Here is an 18,771-nt window from a genome sequence, read left to right as displayed (position 1 = left end):
GAATGCCATCTATTTCTCAAGCTTATCTTCGCTGTATTCCAGCCGACGCAATTCCGGCACCACCGTGAGCGCAGAAGCACCGCCTCGATCGAAAAGGTTGAACGGTCTACCGTCCAGATTTTATTACATCATCTACCGTGACGTAATAAATCAAGGGACCGGAACAATAATCCATTGATAACGATCGCCATCATCGTTCTTCGGCTGGCCGTAAACGCCATAATCTCCATCGTCATCTCTGGAGTACCCTGCTTTCATGATGTCGCCGGAAACCGTCTGGATATGATATATATTTCCCCCGCCATCAACCGGGAGCACTTTGAATTTGTAACGGTCACCTTTCGATCCAACAATATTACTCGTGTTGTGCCCCCGGATGCGATGATCCCCGTCGCCGTCCGCTTGGTCGCCTTCGAACAGGAAGCCGCCGGTGTTCGAGGCATTCTGAAACGAATACATATCGCCTCCGAGGGGCGTGATGACCCAGGCATAGCGCTCGTCGCCGTCTCGGTTACCTTCATGAGCATAAGCATAGCGGTCATTATAGCTGTCTGTGTCGAAGCCCAGCTTCAGATAGGCACCAAAACCCTGGTTCACGACAAAATGCGTGCTTGAACCCGCAAGCTGGGACAGCGGTATCGCGCGCGAAAGTAAATCATGCTTTGTCATTCTTTAGCTCCATGTTGTACGAAGTGATGTCCGCGTAATCCCCCTGACGAGGATCATCCTATCGTATTGGTTTCGCTAATGATCGTTACCCGGTTAGACGGTTCCGGTCTGCTCCAGAGAGCGACATCGTGAACAATCACGCAGCCGACAATTGCACAAAGTGTCACGCTCCTCTATTCGCAGAAAAGGTCACCCGCTGAGGCACTCACAAGGAAACGGCCACGATCGCCGAACGTGCGATCCGCGCGACGCCATACATCCAGGAGCAACTCAATCGACGACATCATTATCATCGAAATTTGGGCCATATTTTTATAATAAGAAGTAATATCTTCTGGAGTCAATCCCTCAAGAGGCGAGCTACTATCGTATTGGGATAGGTCATGGAGTGGGAGAAAAGCCTGACCTCAGGCAGCGTGGAACGGCGACGAGGATGGCGGGCGAAGCCGGCCCGCACCTCTCGCGAGTCAGCATCGGGGCGCGTCCTCCATCAGCCGCAGCCAAGGAAGGACCATAGACCGCGCCTCCAGCCAGGCTGGTCGTGTCGAGGCTCAAAACCCAACCAACATATTGATAGTGAGGGCATTATGTGAGTTCACCGCCCTTCAGCCACGTGGAATACGATGTCTCAGCTGTTCTGGTTGTCGGACGAACAGTGGGCGCAGCTTGAACCGCACCTGCCCAAGAACCAGCCCGGTGCCCCGCATGTGAATGACCGGCGGGTGATTTCCGCCATCATCCACGTGCTGCGAACGAGGTGTCGATGGTGCGACCGCCCGGCGGAGTAAGGACCGTCGACAACCATCTATAACCGCTTCAACCGTTGGTGCCGCCGTCGTTTCTGGACGGGCCTGATAGAGGTTTTAGCCGCGTCCGGAGCCGTCACGAAATCAATGGCGATCGACTTAAGCCTACGTAAAGGCCCACCGGTCTGCACATGGGGGAAGCCATATGACGGAAAGGCGGGAGCGAAAATTCGGGCGATCGGCAAGTCAAGGAATGGGCAGACAACCAAAGTCCACCTCCCGGCGGATACTCTCGGGCGGCCTCATACGCTCGTGCTCACGCCCGGAATTTCTTCCGACATGACTGGAATAGATCTTCTGATACCCAGGATGCCGAAAGTCCGTTACCTTCATCGTGGGCAAAGGCTCTGACGCCAACGGATGCCGGGAGGCCTTGCGGGATCGCGGTTCAGACAGGTCTATCGCACATTTCGTGGAGGCATTGGGGTGGACAGCAAACTATCCGCCCCCGCCCGCAACACGGCCAGAACCGCCGCTTACCGCCCCCCCGTTCAGGCGATGGCGCCTTCAAATTCTTCCGCCGCCGCACCGGACAATGTGGCGGCGGTGTCGCGCGCATAGCGTGCCGGCGACACGCCCACTTCGCGGGTGAAGGCCACGCTGAAGGCGCTGGCGGAGCGGTAGCCGACCTGTCGGGCGATGTCGGCCACGCTCGCCTCTCGCTTGCGCAACAAGTCCTTGGCCAAAGCCAGCCGCCAGGCCGTCAGATATTCCATCGGCGCCATGCCCACCGCGCTCTGGAACCGCTCGTGGAAGCCCGATCGCGACAAGGCCGCCGTCCGCGCCAGTTCGGCGACGGTCCAGCCGCGGTCGGGCTTTGCATGCATGCCCCTGATCGCCACCGCCAGCCGCTCGTCCGACAGGCCGCGCAGCAAGCCCGGAGAGTTGCCCGGTTCGGCGGTTGTCCGCAGCGCCTCGATCAGCAGCACTTCAAGGAGATGCTGCAACACCACCTCCCGCCCCGGCTTGTTTCCCACAGCCTCCTCGCCCAGCAACTGCATCAGCATGGCCAGACGGTGCTCCCCCCGCGCGACCACCAGTCTGGGTAACAGCGAGGACAGCAAGACCGCGTCGTCGGACTGGAAAATACAGTAACCGACCAGCGCCCGCATATCGACCGGACCATCGACGCTGCCGACGCGATACCCGCCTCCCGGCAGGATGACCGGGTCGATCACCAGGTCGCGGTCTTGGCTGGGCGCCTCACTCCACATCATGAAGTCCTGCGCCGATGGAATGAGGATGAAGTCGCCCGCATTGACGATGACCTCGCCGCTCTGGTGATCCCAGTAACGCAGGCTCCCCTTGAGCACGGCGACGTAATAGGGATCGGGCGACTGCGTCCGCCGCACGCGCCATGGCCCCGAGCCGGTGACGCATTTGGAAAACGGCGCGCCCGGCTGCAGCAGACCGACAATCTGGGCGAGGGGATCAGCCATTCTGGACTCATTCAAAATTCTTTTGGACGTCTGAATATAGAACGTCCAACCGCCTGTGGCCATCTCCTGCTCGTCCAACCAGCAACAGGATCACATCATGACTGGAACCGCACGCATCGCCCTCGTGACCGGCGCCAATCAGGGCATCGGGCTGCAGATCGCGACCGACCTCGCCGCGAGCGGGCTCACGGTGCTGCTCGCCTCGCGCAATCTCGACCGCGGCAAGGCGGCCGCTCAAACCATCGACGGGGATGTCCATCCCATCCAGCTCGACGTCACCGACGAGGCGTCGATCCGCGCCGCCGCAGCACAGGTCGGGCAGCAATTCGGCCGCCTGGACATTCTCATCAACAACGCCGCGATTTCCCGGGCCAACGGCCAGGACAGCGAGACCATGCACGACTATATCCAGCGGTCGCGCGCGACGCTGATTTCGGTCGATGAGGTCCGCGCCATATGGGAGACCAACGTCTTCGGCGTCCTCGCCGTCACCCAGGCCTTCGTTCCCCTGCTGCGTAAATCGCAGGCCGCGCGCATCGTCAACGTCTCAAGCGGCCTCGGCTCGCTCACCGTCAACTCCACGCCCCACCCCTATCGGGCGACGTTCAACCCCGGCTATGGCGCGTCCAAAACCGCGCTCAACGCCATCACGCTCGCTTTTGCCATCGATCTCGAAGCCGAGGGTATCAAGGTGAATGCGGTGACCCCGGGCTTCACCAGCACCGCGCTCAACAATTACGAAGGCACCGAGACCGTCCAGCAGGGCGCCGCCGAAGCCGTTCGCGTCGCCCTCAGCAGCGACGGCCCGACGGGCACCTTCACCGGTTCGGTCAACGAAACCTATCCCTGGTAACCGGACCAGGATCCGCCGGCATCGTGCCGGCAGGCCTGAACCCGGCATTGGCCTGAACAATGGCAGGTGAAGGCTGCGAGCAGATCACGGCACCTCCATATCCAGCAGCCAGGAACTGAGGCTCTTGCCGTGCTGATCCAGGCGCAGCGAGCGGGTGACGCCGCCGCCGAGGGCGCAATGGAGGACGAAGTTGAGCGCGGCGAGGCCGGGTACGGGGTAGCGGTCGACCGGGCCGGCGATCAGCCCGGCGAAATGGGCGGCCACCCGGTCGGCGGTGACCCAGGCTTCGAGGCGCGGGTAGTCGGCCGGGTCGTCTGCGATCAGAGACACGGTGGAGGTATCGCCCTTGTCGCCCGTGCGGGAATGCGCGATGTCGCGGAGCTTCATGGCGGTCAGACCTCGAAATGGCGGAGAACCGGACGAATCAGGGCGCGGGGCAGATAGGTGGAGCCGACGCCGATGATCTCGCGAACCGATTTCGACACGCCGCCACCACCGGCCGGGCCATTGGTGTAGAGGGTTTCGACCTCGTCGCCGATGCGCTGCGCCTGCCCGGCCGTGGCGGTGCGGCCGATCACCCGGGCGCGGGTCTCGGCCGGTTCAGGCCGGCCGGCGGCAGCCGCAGCGGCGGCGGAACCATGCAGGGCGTCGATGCCGATCAAGTCGAAGCGCAACTCGTCGGCCTCAACCCCGGTCAGGCGCAGGCGCTCGGCGACGATGTCGAGCGCAAGACGGCCGCGGCCGACCGCGCCCGGCCCGCCATAGGAAATCTGGCCCTCGCCGAAATAGCCGTCGGTATAGCCGACCGACACCTTGAGCAGATCGGGCGCCGGCCGGCCGTCGGCACCGGACACGCGCACCCGGTCGGGGCCGTCCTGGGTGAAGCTGACGCCCGAGAAATCCGCGACCACATCGGGGGTGACATAGCGCCGCGGGTCGAACACCTCGTAAAGCAGTTGTTCGGTGCAGGTCGCGCGGTCGAGGCGTCCGCCCGAGCCCGCGACCTTCGACAGCACGGCTGTTCCGTCAGCCGATACCTCGGCGATCGGGAAGCCCAGCCGGGCCAGACCCGGCACCTCGCGCCGGCCCGGATCGGCGAAATAGCCGCCGGTCAACTGGCCGGCGCATTCCAGCAGATGCCCGATCACCGTGGCCTGCCCCAATCGCGCCCAATCGTCGGCCGCCCAGCCGAATTCATGCAGCAAGGGCGCCACGAACAGCGACGGATCGGCCACCCGGCCGGTGATGACCACATCGGCGCCGGCGGCCAGCGCCTCGACGATCGGCCCCGCCCCCAGATAGGCATTGGCCGAGATCACCCGGTCGCCAAGCACACTCAGGCGCTGGCCGGTTTCCTCAAGGCAGGTGCCGGCGGGGTCGAGCAGATGCAGCACGTCGTCGCCCGCAACCGCCGTGACCTTCAGGCCATGAAGCCCATGGGCGCGGGCGATCCGCACCACCTCTTCGGCGGCGGCGACCGGGTTGGCGGCCCCCATATTGGAGATGATCCGCACGGATTTGCGATGGGCGACGGGCAGCACCGCCCGCATCCGCCGGCCCAGCAGCGGATCGTAACCCGCCGCCGGGTTCTGCCTGCGGGCCTGCTGGGCCAGCGCGATGGTCCGCTCGGCCAGGCATTCGAAAATCAGATACTGCACATCGCCATCGGCGGCGATTTCGACCGCAGGTTCTATGCGGTCGCCGGCATAACCGGCACCGGCACCCAGTCTCACCCGCTTCAAAGGATGTCCTCCGTCAAACTGTTCCGGCGGCCGGGGGGCTGCCGGCGAGGCGCGATCAGGACGCGGCGGCGGTGGCGGCGTCGCCGAGGGCGCCACCGGGAATGGCCGCGAGCAGTTCCCGCGTATAGGCCGCGCGGGGCTTGAGAAACACCTCGCCCACCGGCCCGCATTCGACCAGCCGGCCCCGCTGCATCACCGCGATCCGGTCGGCGATCGCCGCCGCGACCCTGAGGTCATGGGTGATGAACACCATGGCGAAGCCCAGCCGCTGCTGAAGATCGTCGATCAGCTCCAGCACCTGCGCCTGCACCGAGACATCGAGCGCCGACACCGCCTCGTCGGCCACGATCACCTCGGGCTCCATGGCCAGCGCGCGGGCGATGCAGATCCGCTGGCGCTGGCCGCCTGAGAATTCATGCGGATAACGGTCGAGGGCATCGGCGCTCAACCCCACCATCTCGACCAGACCGGCGGCGCGCGCCACCGCATCCGCCCGCCTCACACCATGCTGCACCGGCCCCTCGATCAGCGTGTCGAGGATACGACGACGCGGGTTGAGCGAGCGATACGGATCCTGAAAGATCATCTGGATACCGCGCCGATAGCTCTGCAACGCCCGCCCCCGCAGCCCGGCGATGTCGCGGCCGCGATAGAGAATACGGCCGCCGGTGGGGGTGTTGAACCCGGTGAGGCACCGCCCGACGGTCGACTTGCCCGAGCCGCTTTCCCCGACCACGGCCAGGGTTTCGCCCTCGCCCAGCGTGAACGACAGATCGTCGACCGCCCGCACCGCGCGGCCGCCACCGAACAGGCTGCGGCCGCCATAGACCAGGTCAAGATGCTCGACCTCGATCAACGGCGCGCGCCGAACCGTGTCGGCGGGTTTCACATCGCCCGCCGGCACCGCATCGAGCAGCATCCGGGTATAGGGATGCACCGGCGCCTCCAGCACCTGGGCGGCGGGGCCGGCCTCGACCACCTCGCCATGGCGCATCACCAGCACCCGGTCGGCAATCTCGCGCACCACGCCGAAATCATGGGTGATGAACAGAATGCCGCTGTCGTGGTGGTCCTGAAGCGCGCGCAGCAGATGCAGGATCTGGGCCTGGGTGGTGATGTCGAGCGCGGTCGTCGGCTCGTCGGCGATGATCAGGGCCGGCTCCAGCGCCAGCGCCATGGCGATCATCACCCGCTGGCGCTGGCCGCCCGACATCTGATGCGGATAGGCACCGATCATCCGCTCAGGATCGGGCAGGCGGACATCGGTCATCAGCACCTGAACCCGCGCCCGGATCTCGGCCGCGCTCATGTCGCCGCGATGGACACGGATCGCCTCGGCGATCTGGTTGCCGACTGTCATCAACGGGTTGAGCGCGGTCATCGGCTCCTGGAACACCATCGCCATGCGGTTGCCGCGCAAAGCCCGCATCCGCGCCGGCGTGGCATGGGTGATGTCCTCACCCTCCAGCGTGATGCTGCCCTCGTCGATGGCGAGGGTGCCCGGCGGCAGCAGCCCCATCACCGCCGAGGCGGTGACCGATTTGCCGGAGCCGCTTTCGCCGACGATGCAGACGATTTCCCGGCGGGCGATGTCGAGCGACAGGCCGCGCACGGCATGAACGCGGTCGCCGCCGCTGGGCAGGGCAACCGACAGATCGCGGATCGACAGCACGGGCTGTGTGGGCGGGGCGCTGGGGGACGAGGCACTGGGGGGCGCGGCACTGGAGCGCGGGGCACTGGGGGTCATGGTCATCAGCTCCTCCGCCCGGCAAGCTTGGGGTCGAGCCGGTCGCGCAGACCGTCGCCCAGAATGTTGACCGACAGCACCGTCACCGCCAGGAAACCGCCGGCGAAGAAGATGGTCCACGGCGCCTGCTGGAAATAATTGCGACCTTCGGCCAGGACATTGCCCCAGGTCGGCACGTCGGGCGGATAGCCGACGCCCAGAAAGCCCAGCACCGCTTCGACCAGGATGGCGGAGGCGAAGATATAGGTGGCCTGCACGGTGAGCGGTGCGATGCAGTTGGGCAGCACATGGCGCAGCAACACCAGCCAGCGCGGCACGCCAAGCCCCAGCGCCGCCTCGACATAGGGTTCCTCACGCACACTCAGCACCACGCTGCGCACCAGCCGCACCACGCGCGGGATGTCGGGAAAGGTGATCGCGATCACCACCGACAGGAAGCTGGCGCCGAACAGCGACACCAGCGCCACCGCCAGCAGGATGCCGGGGATGGCCATGATCCCGTCCATCACCCGCATCAGCACCATGTCGAGGGTGCGGGTGGCGCCGGCGAGCAGGCCAAGCACCGTGCCGATGCCGACCGCGACCACGCAGACCACCAGGCCGATGAACAGCGAGATCTGGCCGCCATGGAGCACGCGGGAAAACAGATCGCGGCCCAGCGCGTCGGTGCCGAACCAGTATGTGGCGTCCGGTGGCCGGAGCCGGAAGCGCGGCTTCATCATCGTGGGGTCGAACTGGGCGAGCCAGGGGGCCAGAATTGCGGCCGCGACCATCAAGCCGACGATGGCGAGGCCCAGAATGACCGGCCGGCTGGCGAGCACGCGCCGGGCGGTCGGGGACAGGGCAAGGGACATGGTGGCCATCCGGTCAGTAGCGGATCCGCGGATCGATGACGATATAGGCAATGTCGATCAACAGGTTGATCGAGACATAGGCCAGCGAGAAGAAGATGATCACCCCCTGCACCACCGGATAGTCGCGGGCCAGGATGGCATCGATGGTCAGCCGGCCGACACCCGGCAGGTTGAACACGCTTTCCGTCACCACCACGCCGCTGATCAGCATGCCGATGCCGATGCCGATGACCGTGACGATCGGCACGGCGGCATTGCGCAGGGCGTGCTTCCACAGGATCACCCGTTCCGGCACACCCTTGGCGCGGGCGGTGCGGATGAAATCCTCGCCCAGAATCTCCAGGATGCTGGCCCGCGCCACCCGGGCGATCAGCGACATGAAGAACACCGACAGCGTCAGCGTCGGCAGGGCCAGATGGCGCAATGCGCCGACCGGATCGTCGAACGGGCTGACATAGCCCTGCACCGGCAGGACATCCAGCCACAGGGCGAAGCAGATGATGAACAGATAGCCGAGCACGAAACTGGGGATCGAGAAACCCGCGACCGAGAACAGCATCAGCAGCCGGTCGGTCCAGGAATTGTGCCGGCGGGCGGCGATGACGCCCATCGGCACCGCCACCACGACCGTCAGCAGGATGGAGCTGACCGCCAGCACCAGCGTCGGTTCCAGCCGGCCGGCAATCTCGCCGATCACACTCTGGTTCGAGGCGATCGACACCCCGAAATCGCCGCGCAGCAATTCCAGAATCCAGATGCCGTATTGATGAAGAAGCGGCTTGTCGAGACCGAGCTGCGCCGTGATCGCGGCAATCACCTCGGGGCTCGCCATGTCGCCGGCGAGCACGGTGGCGGGGTCGCCGGTCAGCCTTACCAGAAGGAAGACCAGCGTCACCACCACCAGAACCACCGGCACGGACATCGCCAGCCGGATTGCGATCAGGCGCAGCATCAGATGTCCTCCGCTCAGTTCTTGCCCAGGCCCCAATAGACCTGAACCGGGGCGTCGATCAGATCGTCGACGCCCGCGCGGTGCGCCGAGACATTGGCATAGGTGCCAAGCGGAATGTAGAACACCAGCTCATAGGCCCGCTTCTGGATCTGCGCGGCCAGGGTCTTCTTTTCGGCAGGATCGGAGGCCGCCGCGAACTGATCCTTCAGCGCCGACAGGGTCTCGTCGCTCGACCAGCCGACATAGCCGTCGGGCCCGCGGGTGTCGAGATTGAGGTTCGAGATCGGCGAGGTCAGGTCGAGCATGTTCCAACTGCCATAGGCGACGCTCCAGCCGCCCTGATCGACCGGATCCTTCTTGTTGCGCCGCTGCAGGAAAGTCGCCCAGTCCATCGACTGCATCTCGACAGTCATGCCGATCTGGCGCAGCGCCTGCACGGTCATCGGCGCCACCGCCGACAGCGAGGCGAGATCGGTGGGGTGCAGCACCACGACTTTCTGGCCGTCATAGCCGCCCTCTTTCAACAGCGCCTTCGCCGCGTCGAGATCGGGCGTCACCTTGGTCTGAACCGCGCCATCCTCGGTGGCGAGCGGCGTGTCGCAGCCGAACATGGCACCGCAGATGGTGTAGAGGTCGGGATCGCCGATCTGGGCATCCATAAAATCGGTCTGCGACACCGCGTGCAGCACGGCCTGGCGCACCTTCACATTGTCGAAGGGCGGCTGAAGCCAGTTGAGCCGCATGGTCGGCACGTTGCTGGAGCGCAGCTTCTGGATCACCACGCCCTCGACGCCGGTCAACTGACCGACCGTGTCGGCATAGATGTTCTCAAGGATGTCGACCTCGCCCTTGGTGAGCGCATTGGCCGCGGTCTGCTGGTCGGGGACGCTCAGATACTCGACCCGGTCGACCTTGGCGACCTTGCCGCCGGCAAGACCGGAAGCCGGTTCGCTGCGCGGCACATAAGTCTCGTTGCGGACATAGACCGCCTTCACCCCCGGCTGGAATTCATCGGCGACGAAGCGGAACGGGCCGGAGCCGATATACTCCTTGATCTGCTCGGTCGACGGCGTGTCGGCAATCCGCTTCGGCATGATGAACGGCACCAGCGAGCTGGGCTTGGCCAGACCGTCGATCACCGCGCCGAAGGGCTGGGCCAGCACCAGGCGGAAGGTCTTGTCGTCGACCGCCTCGAAGCTTTCCGCGGCCTTCATCATCCGGATGCCGGTCAGGTCGCGTTCGGCCCAGCGGCGCACGGATGCCACACAATCCTCGGCGGTCACCGGGGTGCCGTCGTGGAAGGTGAGGCCGTCGCGCAGGGTGAAGGTCCAGGTCATGCCATCATCGCTGACCGTCCAGTCGCGCACCATCTGCGGCTGCGGCTCGAAATTCGCATCCACCGCAAACAGGGTGTCGTAGATGAAATAGCCATGGTTGCGGGTGATGTAGGCGGTGGTGGTGATCGGGTCCAGCATCTTCAGCGCGGCGTGGCCGACCACCTTCAAGGTGGTGCTGTCCGCGGCCTGCGCCGGGACCGGCGCGCCGATGGCGGTCAGAATGCCGATCGCCGTGACGATCCCTGTCAATCCAGCAGTGATTTTCATATACGGACTCCCTGTGCGTTCCGTCGATGTGAGCTACCCTGGGGGATAATTTTTCTCGGGCGATATTTGTCTTCGCCTCGTCGTGATGCCGTCTGATCGGCTCCGCATCCGAAATTCAGCAACAAATCCTTGTACCACGCCGGTTTCTGAGGATTAATTTTGAAAAATGACATCATTCATACGGATATCGTTATGAATCTGACTCTCCGGCAACTCAGGGCATTCACGGCCGGCGCGCGCGCCGTGTCGTTCTCGGAAGCCGCGCGCGCCATCAACCTCACCCAGCCCGGCTATTCGCTGATCATCCGGCAGCTTGAGGACGAGGTCGGCATGAAGCTGTTCGACCGCACCACGCGGCGGCTGGCGCTGACCCCGGCCGGCCATGATTTCGCGCTGCGGGTGGAAAAGATCCTGGCCGACCTGGACAATGCCTGCCGCGATCTCGACGATCTGCGCCTGCGCCGCCGGGGCAAGGTGACGATCGCGGTGCTGCCATCCACCGCATCGACCTTCGTGCCCAAGGTGGTGCAGGCGCTGGCCCGCGACCATCCGGGGCTGACGGTGTCGATCCTGGAACGGCTGGCGGCGCCGCTGATCGAGAGCGTGTCGACGGGCGAGGCCGATTTCGGCTTCGGCATCAGCCTGGGCGCCGATGACGAGATCCGCTTCACGCCCATGGTCCATGACCGGCTGGTCGGGCTGTTCCCGATGGGCGACAGTCTGGCCACCGGCGCCACCGACCTCAGCTGGCGGCAGTTGATCACCCGGCCCTATGTCTGTTTCGTCGACAACACCAGCCTGCATCACCATGTCGACCGGGCGGCGCGCGAAAGCGGTCTGGCGCTGAACGTGGTCAGCGAGGTGACCTATATGGCCACGGCGGTCAGTCTGGTGCAGGCCGGCATCGGCTTCACCATCCTGCCGGAACTGGCGCTGGGCAGCCTCAACCTCGACGGGGTGATCCTCCGGCCGATCATCGATCCGCCGGCGGTGCGCAGCATCGGCACGATCATGCGGGCCGGTCGGGTGAAAACGCCGGCGACCCTGGCCGCCCTCGACGCGCTGGACCGGATCTGCCGGGAACAGGCGGGCAGGCGGCCGGCAGGCCGGTCACGCGCCGACACCGCGCATTCATAACGCTTTCTTGAGGAATGATGTTCAAGTCCAAATAGGTCGGTCAGAATCGGCCATGCTATCGTGACATCCGCCAAAGACGCCCGACGCATTCCCGCGAATGCACCATAACGGGTGCCGGCATGGAGGCATGACAGATGGCACAGACCGCGTGGCGACAGGTCGCCGGCACGGATTTCGCCTGCGAGAAAACCCCCGCCACCGGCCATCGCGGCATGGTGGTGACCAACCACCCGCTGGCCTCGGCGGCGGCGGTGGAGATGCTGGCCGGCGGCGGCAATGCGATCGACGCGACCATCGCCGCGCTGTTCACCCTGTCGGTGGTGGAGCCGATGATGGTGGGTATCTTCGGCGGCGGCACCGCGCTGATCCGGCTGGCGGATGGCCGTCAGACGGTGATCGACGGGCTGGCGACCGCGCCGGCCGCGGCGGCACCCGATAGCTATCGCCCGATCTCGGACACCTGGCCCGATTACATGGAGACGGAAGGCCGGGCCAATGCGGTCGGCGCCAGCGCCGTGGCGGTGCCGGGCAATCTGAAGGCCTGGTGCGAGACGCTGGAGCGTTTTGGCCGCCTGGACCTTGCAACCGTCACCGAAGCGGCGATCCGCCACGCCGCGCGCGGCTTCAGGGCGACGCCATATCTGTGCAACTGCATCGAGGGCGTGGCCGAAGATCTGGTGCGCGACCCTGAGATTTCGGCGATCTTCACCCCCGGCGGCACGCCGCTCAAGCCCGGTGACATGGTCCGCCAGGGCGCTTATGCCGACACGCTGCGGCTGATCGCCCGCGACGGGCCGGATGTGCTGTATGGCGGCGAACTGGGCGCCCGCGTGGCGGGTGCGCTTGGCCGCGCCGGATCGCATCTACGGTTCCAGGATCTGTGCGATTATCGCACAATCGAGCGCCAGACGGTTCATGGTGATTATCGCGGCTGGGAGATCGTCGGCACGCCGCCGCCCTGTTCGGGCGGCGTGCATATCGTGCAGATGCTGAACCTGCTGGAAGGCTTCGACGTCGCCGGCACCGGTTTCGGCACCGCACCGGGCATTCATCTGCTGCTGGAAGTGCTGAAGATCGCGGCATCCGACCGCCGTGCCTCCACCGCCGATCCGGATTATGTCGATGTGCCGGTGGAGCGGCTGATCTCGAAAGCCTATGGCGACCAACGGCGTGCGGAGATCCTGCCCGACCGGGCCAATGTGTTTCCCGCCCGGGTGATTTCCACCGAAAGCGCCAACACCACCCATGTCACCATCGCCGATGGCGACGGCAATATCGTGACCTCGACCCAGACCATCAACAGCCTGTTCGGCGCCCGGCTGATCATCCCCGGCACCGGCATCATCCCCAACAATTACATGTATCTGTTCGACCCGCATCCGGGCCATGCGCTGTCGCTGGAGCCGGGCAAGCGGATCACCAGCACCCAGGCGCCGCTGATCATCTGCCGCGACGGCCGGCCGGTCCACGCGCTGGGCCTGCCCGGTGGTCCCAGGCTTTATGGATCGGCCATGCAGGCGGTGGTGAACCTGATCGACCATGGCATGAGCCTTCAGGACGCGGTCGAGGCGCCACGGGTCTGGACCCAGGGCCAGGATGCCGAGATCGAACAGGCCGTGCCACTGGCGGTGCGCGACGCGGTGGCCGCCATGGGCCACCCGGTCAAGGCCGTGGAACACGTGGCCGGCGGAATGTGCGCGATCAGCTTTGCCGCCGATGGCGCGATGACCGGCGCCGCCTGCTGGCGCGCCGACGGCACGCCGGTCGGCATCGGCGGCGGCGAGGCCCGCGCCGGCACCCAGTTCTGGCCCGATTATCGCCGCAGCACCGCATCCTGACCGCGCCACCGCGGAGCCCCCCCCGACCGCGTCACCGCGAAGCCCCCCCGACCGCGTCACCACGGAGACCTATCGTGCCCCAGGATCTTGTCTCTATTTCGGCGGTGGACGCCGTCCGCCTGCTGCGTCAGGGCGAGATTTCGCCGCTGGAGCTGATCGATGCCGCCGAAGCCCGCACCGACGCGGTCGACGGCGACATCAACGCCATGCCGATCCGCTGCTTCGATCTTGCCCGCGAGATGGCAACACGGCTCGATGCCGGGCAGGCCCGCAACCCGGCCGGCTGGCTGGCCGGCCTGCCGATCGCGGTCAAAGACCTCAGCGATGTCGCGGGCGTGCGCACCACCATGGGCGGCTCGCCGATCTTCAAGGACCGGGTCGCCACGACATCCGGCTATGACGTGCGCAACCTGATCGCCAATGGCGCGCTGCCGGTCGGCAAGTCGACCTCGCCCGAATTCGGCTTCAACGCCACCACCTACAGCCAGTTGTTCGGCTATACCCGCAATCCCTGGAATCTGGCGCTGTCGACCGCCGGGTCGTCGGGCGGGTCGGCGGCGGCGCTGGCGACCGGCGAGGTGTGGCTGGCAACCGGTTCGGATCTGGGCGCCAGCATCCGGGCACCCGCCGCGTTCTGCGGCGTGGTCGGCCTCAGGCCCTCGCCCGGTCTGGTGCCGCGCGGCCCGACCACCTATTCATCGACCCTGCTGCCGGTGCACGGGCCGATGGCGCGCAATGTCGCCGATACCGCCCTGATGCTGGATGCCATGGTCGGCCACCAGCCCGGCGACCCGTTGTCGTTTCCGCCGGCGGGCCCGAGCTATCAGGCGGGGCTGGACGAGGATGCCGGCCGCTTGCGCGTCGGGGTCTCGACCGATCTTGGCATCACCCATTGCGACAGCGAAATCGCCGGGCTGATCCGCGCCGCCGGCCGGGTGTTCGAAGGCATGGGGGCTGATGTCGACGAGGGTTGCCCCGATTTCGGGGGCGCGATCGAGATTTTCCACACCATCCGCGGCACCGGCCATATCGCCGGCATGGGCAAGCTGATCGAGGCCCATCGCGACCTGCTGACCCCGGAAATTCTGTGGAGTGTGGAAACCGCGCGCAAACACGATGCCGATGCGATCGCCGATGCCGAACGTGACCGCGCGGCGCTCTATGCCCGTGTCGCCAGCTTCTTCGAGACCTATGATCTGCTGATCTGCCCGACCACGGTGGTGCCGCCCTTCCCCGTGGAATGGACCACGGTCGGCAGCCATGAAGGCCATGTGTTCGAACGCTATATCGACTGGATCGCGATCACCTTCGCCATCACGCTGACCGGCTGCCCGGCCATCTCGGTGCCCTGTGGCTTCACCGCCGCCGGCCTGCCGGTGGGCGTGCAGATCGTCGGCCGCCCGCGCGGCGAACATGCCTTGCTGAAGGCCGCCGCCGCCTTCGAACGCGCGATCGATCTGGGCCGGCTGACGCCGATCGATCCGCGCCGCGGCTGATGTGGCGCCCGGGCTCGCGCCCGGGCCGGCATCGGCGCTATTGCCGCAGGGGGGGTCGCGTGTGGCGGCGTGATCATGGTCAGGTCGTTGAAGGCGGTGGCCTCGGTCCATCCCGGCGGCACGCCGCGCATGTCGGGCAGCCGATGGGCGATGCCCTTGTGGCAGTCGATACAGAACGCCTCGCGGATGGTGACCTCAAGCGCGGTGTTGAACCCGCCCCAGAAGATCACGCCGGCGACGAAGCCGCCGAGGGTGAGGAAGCCAAGGCTCAACTGCCCCGCGGGCCGCGACATGGTGCGCCACGCCCGCAACAGAAAACCCGGAAGCTTCATCGCACGGCCCCGGTTGTTGTTCAGCGTGAGCTGATATCCCACGATGTCGTGCGGAATGACCGGCGGCTGTTCGGGACAGTTCCGACCCCGCCGACGGTCGTCGACGATCTCTTTTGCGATCGGTGGCGCCGCCGGTTCGGCCGTGAAGCTGACCGGCGGGCGGAATGGCGCCTGCACGGCACCCCGATCCTGGGCCGTGGGCAGGGCGGCAAAGCCGAGCACGGCCAGGGTGACCGCGCCTGCGGCGAGCGTTTTCATCGACATCGCCGGTCTGCCAGGCTGACACCGCCGTAACCTTGACAGCGCATTTCTTGAAATCGGCCTGCTTGCTGATCGGGTCGGTGGCGTCCAACGTCGCCTTGTTGATCAGCCGCGCGCTGTCGAACCAGGGCACGAACACCACACCGCGGGGCGGGCGGTCGCTTCCACGGGTTTCGACCCGGATGCGGATGCCGCCACGCCGCGAGGTCACCTCCACCTCGCTGCCCCGGCGCGGCCCGCGCGCGGGCATCGTCGGGATGCATGAAACCCTCGCGATACCGCCACAAGGTCTCCTTGCCGTCGACCACCGGCCGGCGCGGGCCGCGTCGACAAAATCGTGGTTCACCCGGCCGGTGGTGATGATGTGATTGGCGATATAATTCAGAATCACCAGATCGGTGCCGGGGCGGAACACCATCGGCGTGTCGGCCAGATCGAAGGTGCGATGTTCGAAAGGTTGACAGCACCGCCACAGCCCGTGCCGCAGGAACGGCAGGGCGCCGTCGCCCAGTTCAGGCGGGCGGCCTCTCCCACCGGCAGCGGCGCCTGCGCCGAAGCCGGTGGGAGATACCGGCAGCGACCGCCGCCGCCGCGACCGCCTGGCTCTTGATGAAGTCACGCCGGGAGAGTTCTCCGCCGCTGGTCTGCATCATCTGGTTCCTTCTCATCACGCCCGGAAGAAGCTGGATCGCGGTGACCATATCGGCGATGGCGCCGGCCCTCGCCGCCTCCACCGGCACCACGAGCTTCGCCCCCTCCTCGATCTGGATCTCCGCCCCCGGCATCCCGGCGATCGCCGCCCGCACATCCCCGGCATGCCGGGGGGCACGCTGCACCAGCAGGCTCGCGATGTGAAATCCGTCCGGCATCTCCGGCATGTCATCTCTCCGTGCGCGCGCTCGCCGACCGGGCCGGTGCCGCCACCCGCGCCGCCCCGACCGGGCAGGTGGATACGCAGGCCCCGCAGCCGGTGCGATCGGTGTCTGATATCCCGGCGATCGCGATGCCCCCCAATTGCACCGCAAACCGGATCGCCCCCTCCGGACAGGCATCGCCGCAACTGCGGCAATAGGTGCCACCGGCGGCCAGGCAGCCATCCCCGATGGCAGGCACCGGGTTCCATGGCGCCAGATGACGCGGCAGAACCCCATCGCGCGGCAGAACCCCATCAGTAATAGCAATATTTTTTGACCGGGAATATTTCTGGGAACACGGCCGACAGAGACGGCGTTCAGCGCGTTGAAGCGCCACCCGATCGAGGACGCCGCGACGTTTCATGCTCCACCCGGCGCGTCAGTGCGTATCTATCCGCGCATCTGTATGCATGTGGCGGCGGCTGCCGCGCTGGCGACCGGCCTGTCCGCCCCCGCGCCGCTTCTGGGCGCCGACATACCCAGCCAGGGGCCGGTCGCCTATGAGACGACCCTGCTGCACCAGTTCGACCAGCGCATGCGCGGTCCGATGGAGATAGCCGGACAGGCCGCGGCGCGCGCGGATGATCTGTCCGTCGGGGCCTTTGCCGCCACGCTGCGCGAGCGCCTGCCCCGGATTATCGGGGCATTGGATACGGCACCACCCCACGAGTCCACCGGGCCGCAGACGCTGGATGACGACGACCAGGATCTCGCCCGGCGGCTGAACACGCTGTCGGGTGACACCGTCGACGACGCCTTCACGCAGGGCGCCGCGCATCGTGCCCCGAGGCCGGTTACTGATCGCTGACATGACCAGATCAAGATTTTATACCCGTGACCACAAATTATTCCGCAATTTTCAGAATACTCCGTTCCGAATATTTTGTATCTCATCTATGACACGGGAAGATCATCAGTCGATGACGTGCAGTTGGAATACCATTTCGGGTGACAGACGAGATCGTGTCCTTGCCGCCGGCCCATACCGGGAAGGCCGTATGAAGGGCACGAGCCAAGGATGCAGCCGCCGTGACACCGATTGCCCCTGCGATGACCGTGCCCGACGCGCGCCAGCCGGACGATCTGGCTGATGTGGCCACAATCGCGACACTGGACGAGCATATCCCCGCATGGCGGGATTGCGGGCTGCTGGACCGGATGAACCGGCTGTCGGCGGCCGAACTGCTGAGCCTGTGCCGCGATGATCTGCCGACCGACTATCTGCGCTTCCTGAGTGAGGTCGGCGCCGGGCCGGTCGCCGATGAACGACTGATGATCTTCGGCTGCCCGATCGATTTCGACGAGATCTATGGCGATAACGATGGCGGCCGTTTCGCGGTGTTCGCCGCCGACAACAGCCAGTCCTGCTTCGCCTTCGACCGCCATGACGGTATGGCGATCTGCCGGATCAGCCCGACCGCCGGCGCACCCTGTCGCCACAGCCGGGGTTTCGCCGATTTTCTGGTCAAGACCTTGGAAGCTGCCCGCACGCAGCCCTGACCGGTGGCGGCGCGGGCCGGCGATCACGCCGTGGGCAGAAGCGATGTCAGCGCCTCCGATGCCACGGTCGGCGTTACTTCATAAACGTCATAGAGGGCGACCCCGCCGGTGACGAAGCTGTCGGCGGCAATGATCGCATCCAGCCGCGCGCGGTCGATACCGACCGCGAGGATGAAGCCGCCGCTACGCGGCACCCGCCGCCCGGCCAGCACGAACACCCCGCTCGCGATATGCTCGGCCAGCCACGCCTTGTGACTGTCCAGAAGTGCGTCCACCGCGTTGAGTGGTGCTGTGTAAGTCAGCATCAGAATATACATGACCTGATCCCCCGGACCCGATGACCGGCACGTGACGCGACCGGCGGTAAGACGGGCCATGGTGCAGCAACCGCGTCCACCGTGCACGCGATTTGGCACGCAAGGCCCACCGCCCGCCGGTCCAGTTGCGCGCTGTAGCCGCGGATGACACCCAGTTCCTCAAGCCGCCGCACCCGCCGCCAGCAGGGCGACGGCGACAGCCCCACGGCCGCCGACAGATCCTGATTGCTCAACCGGCCATCGGCCTGCGGGGCCTTGAGAATGCGGATGGCGGCATAGACTGCCCCTGCAGGCGATGACCGCGCCGCAC

The 18,771-nt window shown here is 65.9% G+C and carries 18 protein-coding genes and 3 pseudogenes; 7 read left to right on the top strand and 14 right to left on the bottom strand.

Annotation, left to right across the window (positions count from 1 at the left end; genetic code table 11):
• Positions 1-150 precede the first annotated feature (150 nt).
• Positions 151-669 carry a ricin-type beta-trefoil lectin domain protein gene (locus WG924_RS06290; RefSeq protein WP_345932148.1) on the bottom strand — a complete coding sequence of 173 codons (519 nt, stop codon included), beginning with the start codon at positions 667-669 and terminating at the stop codon, positions 151-153.
• Positions 670-1,292: 623 nt separating this feature from the next.
• Between WG924_RS06290 and WG924_RS28220 the strand changes: the two genes are divergently transcribed.
• The gene (locus WG924_RS28220; protein WP_372044728.1) at positions 1,293-1,457 is read left to right on the top strand and encodes a transposase; all 165 of its coding nucleotides are present in this window, start codon (positions 1,293-1,295) and stop codon (positions 1,455-1,457) included.
• 509 nt (positions 1,458-1,966) lie between these two features.
• Here the strand turns inward: WG924_RS28220 and WG924_RS06280 are convergent.
• Entirely contained in the window at positions 1,967-2,914 is a 948-nt protein-coding gene (locus WG924_RS06280; protein ID WP_345932147.1) for a helix-turn-helix transcriptional regulator, read from the bottom strand.
• A 97-nt stretch (positions 2,915-3,011) separates the two neighbouring features.
• Here WG924_RS06280 and WG924_RS06275 point away from each other — a divergent pair, with 97 nt between their 5' ends.
• Positions 3,012-3,767, top strand: coding sequence for an SDR family NAD(P)-dependent oxidoreductase (locus WG924_RS06275; RefSeq protein WP_345932146.1), 756 nt, complete (start codon positions 3,012-3,014; stop codon positions 3,765-3,767).
• Between the two features lie 84 nt (positions 3,768-3,851).
• Here WG924_RS06275 and WG924_RS06270 read toward each other — a convergent pair whose 3' ends face one another.
• From WG924_RS06270 to WG924_RS06245, 6 genes are read right to left on the bottom strand one after another with little or no spacing between them, the layout of a single operon-like run.
• A complete protein-coding gene (locus WG924_RS06270; RefSeq protein ID WP_345932145.1) occupies positions 3,852-4,154 on the bottom strand; it encodes an AtuA-related protein in 303 nt (100 codons plus the stop codon).
• A 5-nt stretch (positions 4,155-4,159) separates the two neighbouring features.
• Positions 4,160-5,509, bottom strand: a complete 1,350-nt coding sequence (locus tag WG924_RS06265; protein ID WP_345932144.1) for an acyclic terpene utilization AtuA family protein — start codon at positions 5,507-5,509, stop codon at positions 4,160-4,162.
• A 55-nt stretch (positions 5,510-5,564) separates the two neighbouring features.
• A complete protein-coding gene (locus tag WG924_RS06260; protein ID WP_345932143.1) occupies positions 5,565-7,262 on the bottom strand; it encodes an ABC transporter ATP-binding protein in 1,698 nt (565 codons plus the stop codon).
• Positions 7,262-8,119, bottom strand: coding sequence for an ABC transporter permease (locus tag WG924_RS06255; protein ID WP_345932142.1), 858 nt, complete (start codon positions 8,117-8,119; stop codon positions 7,262-7,264). Before WG924_RS06255 ends, WG924_RS06260 begins: the two co-directional genes overlap by 1 nt.
• 4 nt (positions 8,120-8,123) lie before the next feature.
• Positions 8,124-9,062, bottom strand: coding sequence for an ABC transporter permease (locus WG924_RS06250; protein ID WP_345932141.1), 939 nt, complete (start codon positions 9,060-9,062; stop codon positions 8,124-8,126).
• Positions 9,063-9,076: 14 nt separating this feature from the next.
• Positions 9,077-10,666 (bottom strand): ABC transporter substrate-binding protein, encoded by a 1,590-nt coding sequence (locus tag WG924_RS06245; RefSeq protein WP_345932140.1) that lies wholly within the window; start codon positions 10,664-10,666, stop codon positions 9,077-9,079.
• A 192-nt stretch (positions 10,667-10,858) separates the two neighbouring features.
• On the opposite strand from WG924_RS06245, the gene WG924_RS06240 reads away from it, so the two are divergent.
• From WG924_RS06240 to WG924_RS06230, 3 genes are all read left to right on the top strand, one after another.
• Positions 10,859-11,803 carry a LysR family transcriptional regulator gene (locus WG924_RS06240; protein WP_345932139.1) on the top strand — a complete coding sequence of 315 codons (945 nt, stop codon included), beginning with the start codon at positions 10,859-10,861 and terminating at the stop codon, positions 11,801-11,803.
• Between the two features lie 134 nt (positions 11,804-11,937).
• Positions 11,938-13,641 carry a gamma-glutamyltransferase gene (gene ggt, locus WG924_RS06235; RefSeq protein WP_345932138.1) on the top strand — a complete coding sequence of 568 codons (1,704 nt, stop codon included), beginning with the start codon at positions 11,938-11,940 and terminating at the stop codon, positions 13,639-13,641.
• A gap of 74 nt (positions 13,642-13,715) precedes the next feature.
• A complete protein-coding gene (locus WG924_RS06230) occupies positions 13,716-15,137 on the top strand; it encodes an amidase (RefSeq protein WP_345932137.1) in 1,422 nt (473 codons plus the stop codon).
• Positions 15,138-15,349: 212 nt separating this feature from the next.
• Here WG924_RS06230 and WG924_RS28215 read toward each other — a convergent pair.
• From WG924_RS28215 to WG924_RS06205, 4 genes and pseudogenes are all read right to left on the bottom strand, one after another.
• Positions 15,350-15,727, bottom strand: a pseudogene (locus tag WG924_RS28215) (nitrate reductase cytochrome c-type subunit); the annotation flags it as partial.
• A gap of 103 nt (positions 15,728-15,830) precedes the next feature.
• A pseudogene (locus WG924_RS06215) lies at positions 15,831-16,076 on the bottom strand (hypothetical protein); the annotation flags it as partial.
• A 166-nt stretch (positions 16,077-16,242) separates the two neighbouring features.
• Positions 16,243-16,608 (bottom strand): chaperone NapD, encoded by a 366-nt coding sequence (locus WG924_RS06210; RefSeq protein WP_345932136.1) that lies wholly within the window; start codon positions 16,606-16,608, stop codon positions 16,243-16,245.
• A gap of 1 nt (position 16,609) precedes the next feature.
• Entirely contained in the window at positions 16,610-17,008 is a 399-nt protein-coding gene (locus WG924_RS06205) for a 4Fe-4S dicluster domain-containing protein (protein WP_345932135.1), read from the bottom strand.
• On the opposite strand from WG924_RS06205, the gene WG924_RS06200 reads away from it, so the two are divergent.
• Together WG924_RS06200 and WG924_RS06195 are read left to right on the top strand one after the other, a co-directional pair.
• The gene (locus WG924_RS06200; RefSeq protein ID WP_345932279.1) at positions 16,970-17,452 is read left to right on the top strand and encodes a hypothetical protein; all 483 of its coding nucleotides are present in this window, start codon (positions 16,970-16,972) and stop codon (positions 17,450-17,452) included. The genes WG924_RS06205 and WG924_RS06200 overlap by 39 nt on opposite strands.
• A 221-nt stretch (positions 17,453-17,673) precedes the next feature.
• Entirely contained in the window at positions 17,674-18,144 is a 471-nt protein-coding gene (locus WG924_RS06195) for a hypothetical protein (RefSeq protein ID WP_345932134.1), read from the top strand.
• Between the two features lie 23 nt (positions 18,145-18,167).
• Here the strand turns inward: WG924_RS06195 and WG924_RS06190 are convergent, their stop codons facing one another.
• A complete protein-coding gene (locus tag WG924_RS06190; protein WP_345932133.1) occupies positions 18,168-18,461 on the bottom strand; it encodes a YciI family protein in 294 nt (97 codons plus the stop codon).
• 101 nt (positions 18,462-18,562) lie between these two features.
• A pseudogene (locus WG924_RS06185) lies at positions 18,563-18,730 on the bottom strand (Lrp/AsnC family transcriptional regulator); the annotation flags it as partial.
• Between the last annotated feature and the right edge of the window lie 41 nt (positions 18,731-18,771).

Origin of the sequence: Tistrella arctica, assembly GCF_039630945.1 — a bacterium.
Taxonomy (GTDB): Bacteria; Pseudomonadota; Alphaproteobacteria; order Tistrellales; family Tistrellaceae; genus Tistrella; species Tistrella bauzanensis.
The sequence above is the reverse complement of the archived record's forward strand: the minus strand, read 5'-3'. Positions and strand labels throughout refer to the sequence as shown.

Excerpts from the sequence above, each read along its gene's own strand:
- WG924_RS06245 (WP_345932140.1), bottom strand. The coding sequence starts at position 10,666 with ATGAAAATCACTGCTGGATTGACAGGGATCGTCACGGCGATCGGCATT.
- WG924_RS06280 (WP_345932147.1), bottom strand. The coding sequence starts at position 2,914 with ATGGCTGATCCCCTCGCCCAGATTGTCGGTCTGCTGCAGCCGGGCGCG.
- WG924_RS06190 (WP_345932133.1), bottom strand. The coding sequence starts at position 18,461 with ATGTATATTCTGATGCTGACTTACACAGCACCACTCAACGCGGTGGAC.
- WG924_RS06275 (WP_345932146.1), top strand. The coding sequence starts at position 3,012 with ATGACTGGAACCGCACGCATCGCCCTCGTGACCGGCGCCAATCAGGGC.
- WG924_RS06270 (WP_345932145.1), bottom strand. The coding sequence starts at position 4,154 with ATGAAGCTCCGCGACATCGCGCATTCCCGCACGGGCGACAAGGGCGAT.
- WG924_RS06260 (WP_345932143.1), bottom strand. The coding sequence starts at position 7,262 with ATGACCATGACCCCCAGTGCCCCGCGCTCCAGTGCCGCGCCCCCCAGT.
- WG924_RS06210 (WP_345932136.1), bottom strand. The coding sequence starts at position 16,608 with ATGCCGGAGATGCCGGACGGATTTCACATCGCGAGCCTGCTGGTGCAG.
- WG924_RS06255 (WP_345932142.1), bottom strand. The coding sequence starts at position 8,119 with ATGGCCACCATGTCCCTTGCCCTGTCCCCGACCGCCCGGCGCGTGCTC.
- WG924_RS06290 (WP_345932148.1), bottom strand. The coding sequence starts at position 669 with ATGACAAAGCATGATTTACTTTCGCGCGCGATACCGCTGTCCCAGCTT.
- WG924_RS28220 (WP_372044728.1), top strand. The coding sequence starts at position 1,293 with ATGTCTCAGCTGTTCTGGTTGTCGGACGAACAGTGGGCGCAGCTTGAA.
- ggt (WP_345932138.1), top strand. The coding sequence starts at position 11,938 with ATGGCACAGACCGCGTGGCGACAGGTCGCCGGCACGGATTTCGCCTGC.
- WG924_RS06240 (WP_345932139.1), top strand. The coding sequence starts at position 10,859 with ATGAATCTGACTCTCCGGCAACTCAGGGCATTCACGGCCGGCGCGCGC.
- WG924_RS06205 (WP_345932135.1), bottom strand. The coding sequence starts at position 17,008 with ATGAAACGTCGCGGCGTCCTCGATCGGGTGGCGCTTCAACGCGCTGAA.
- WG924_RS06250 (WP_345932141.1), bottom strand. The coding sequence starts at position 9,062 with ATGCTGCGCCTGATCGCAATCCGGCTGGCGATGTCCGTGCCGGTGGTT.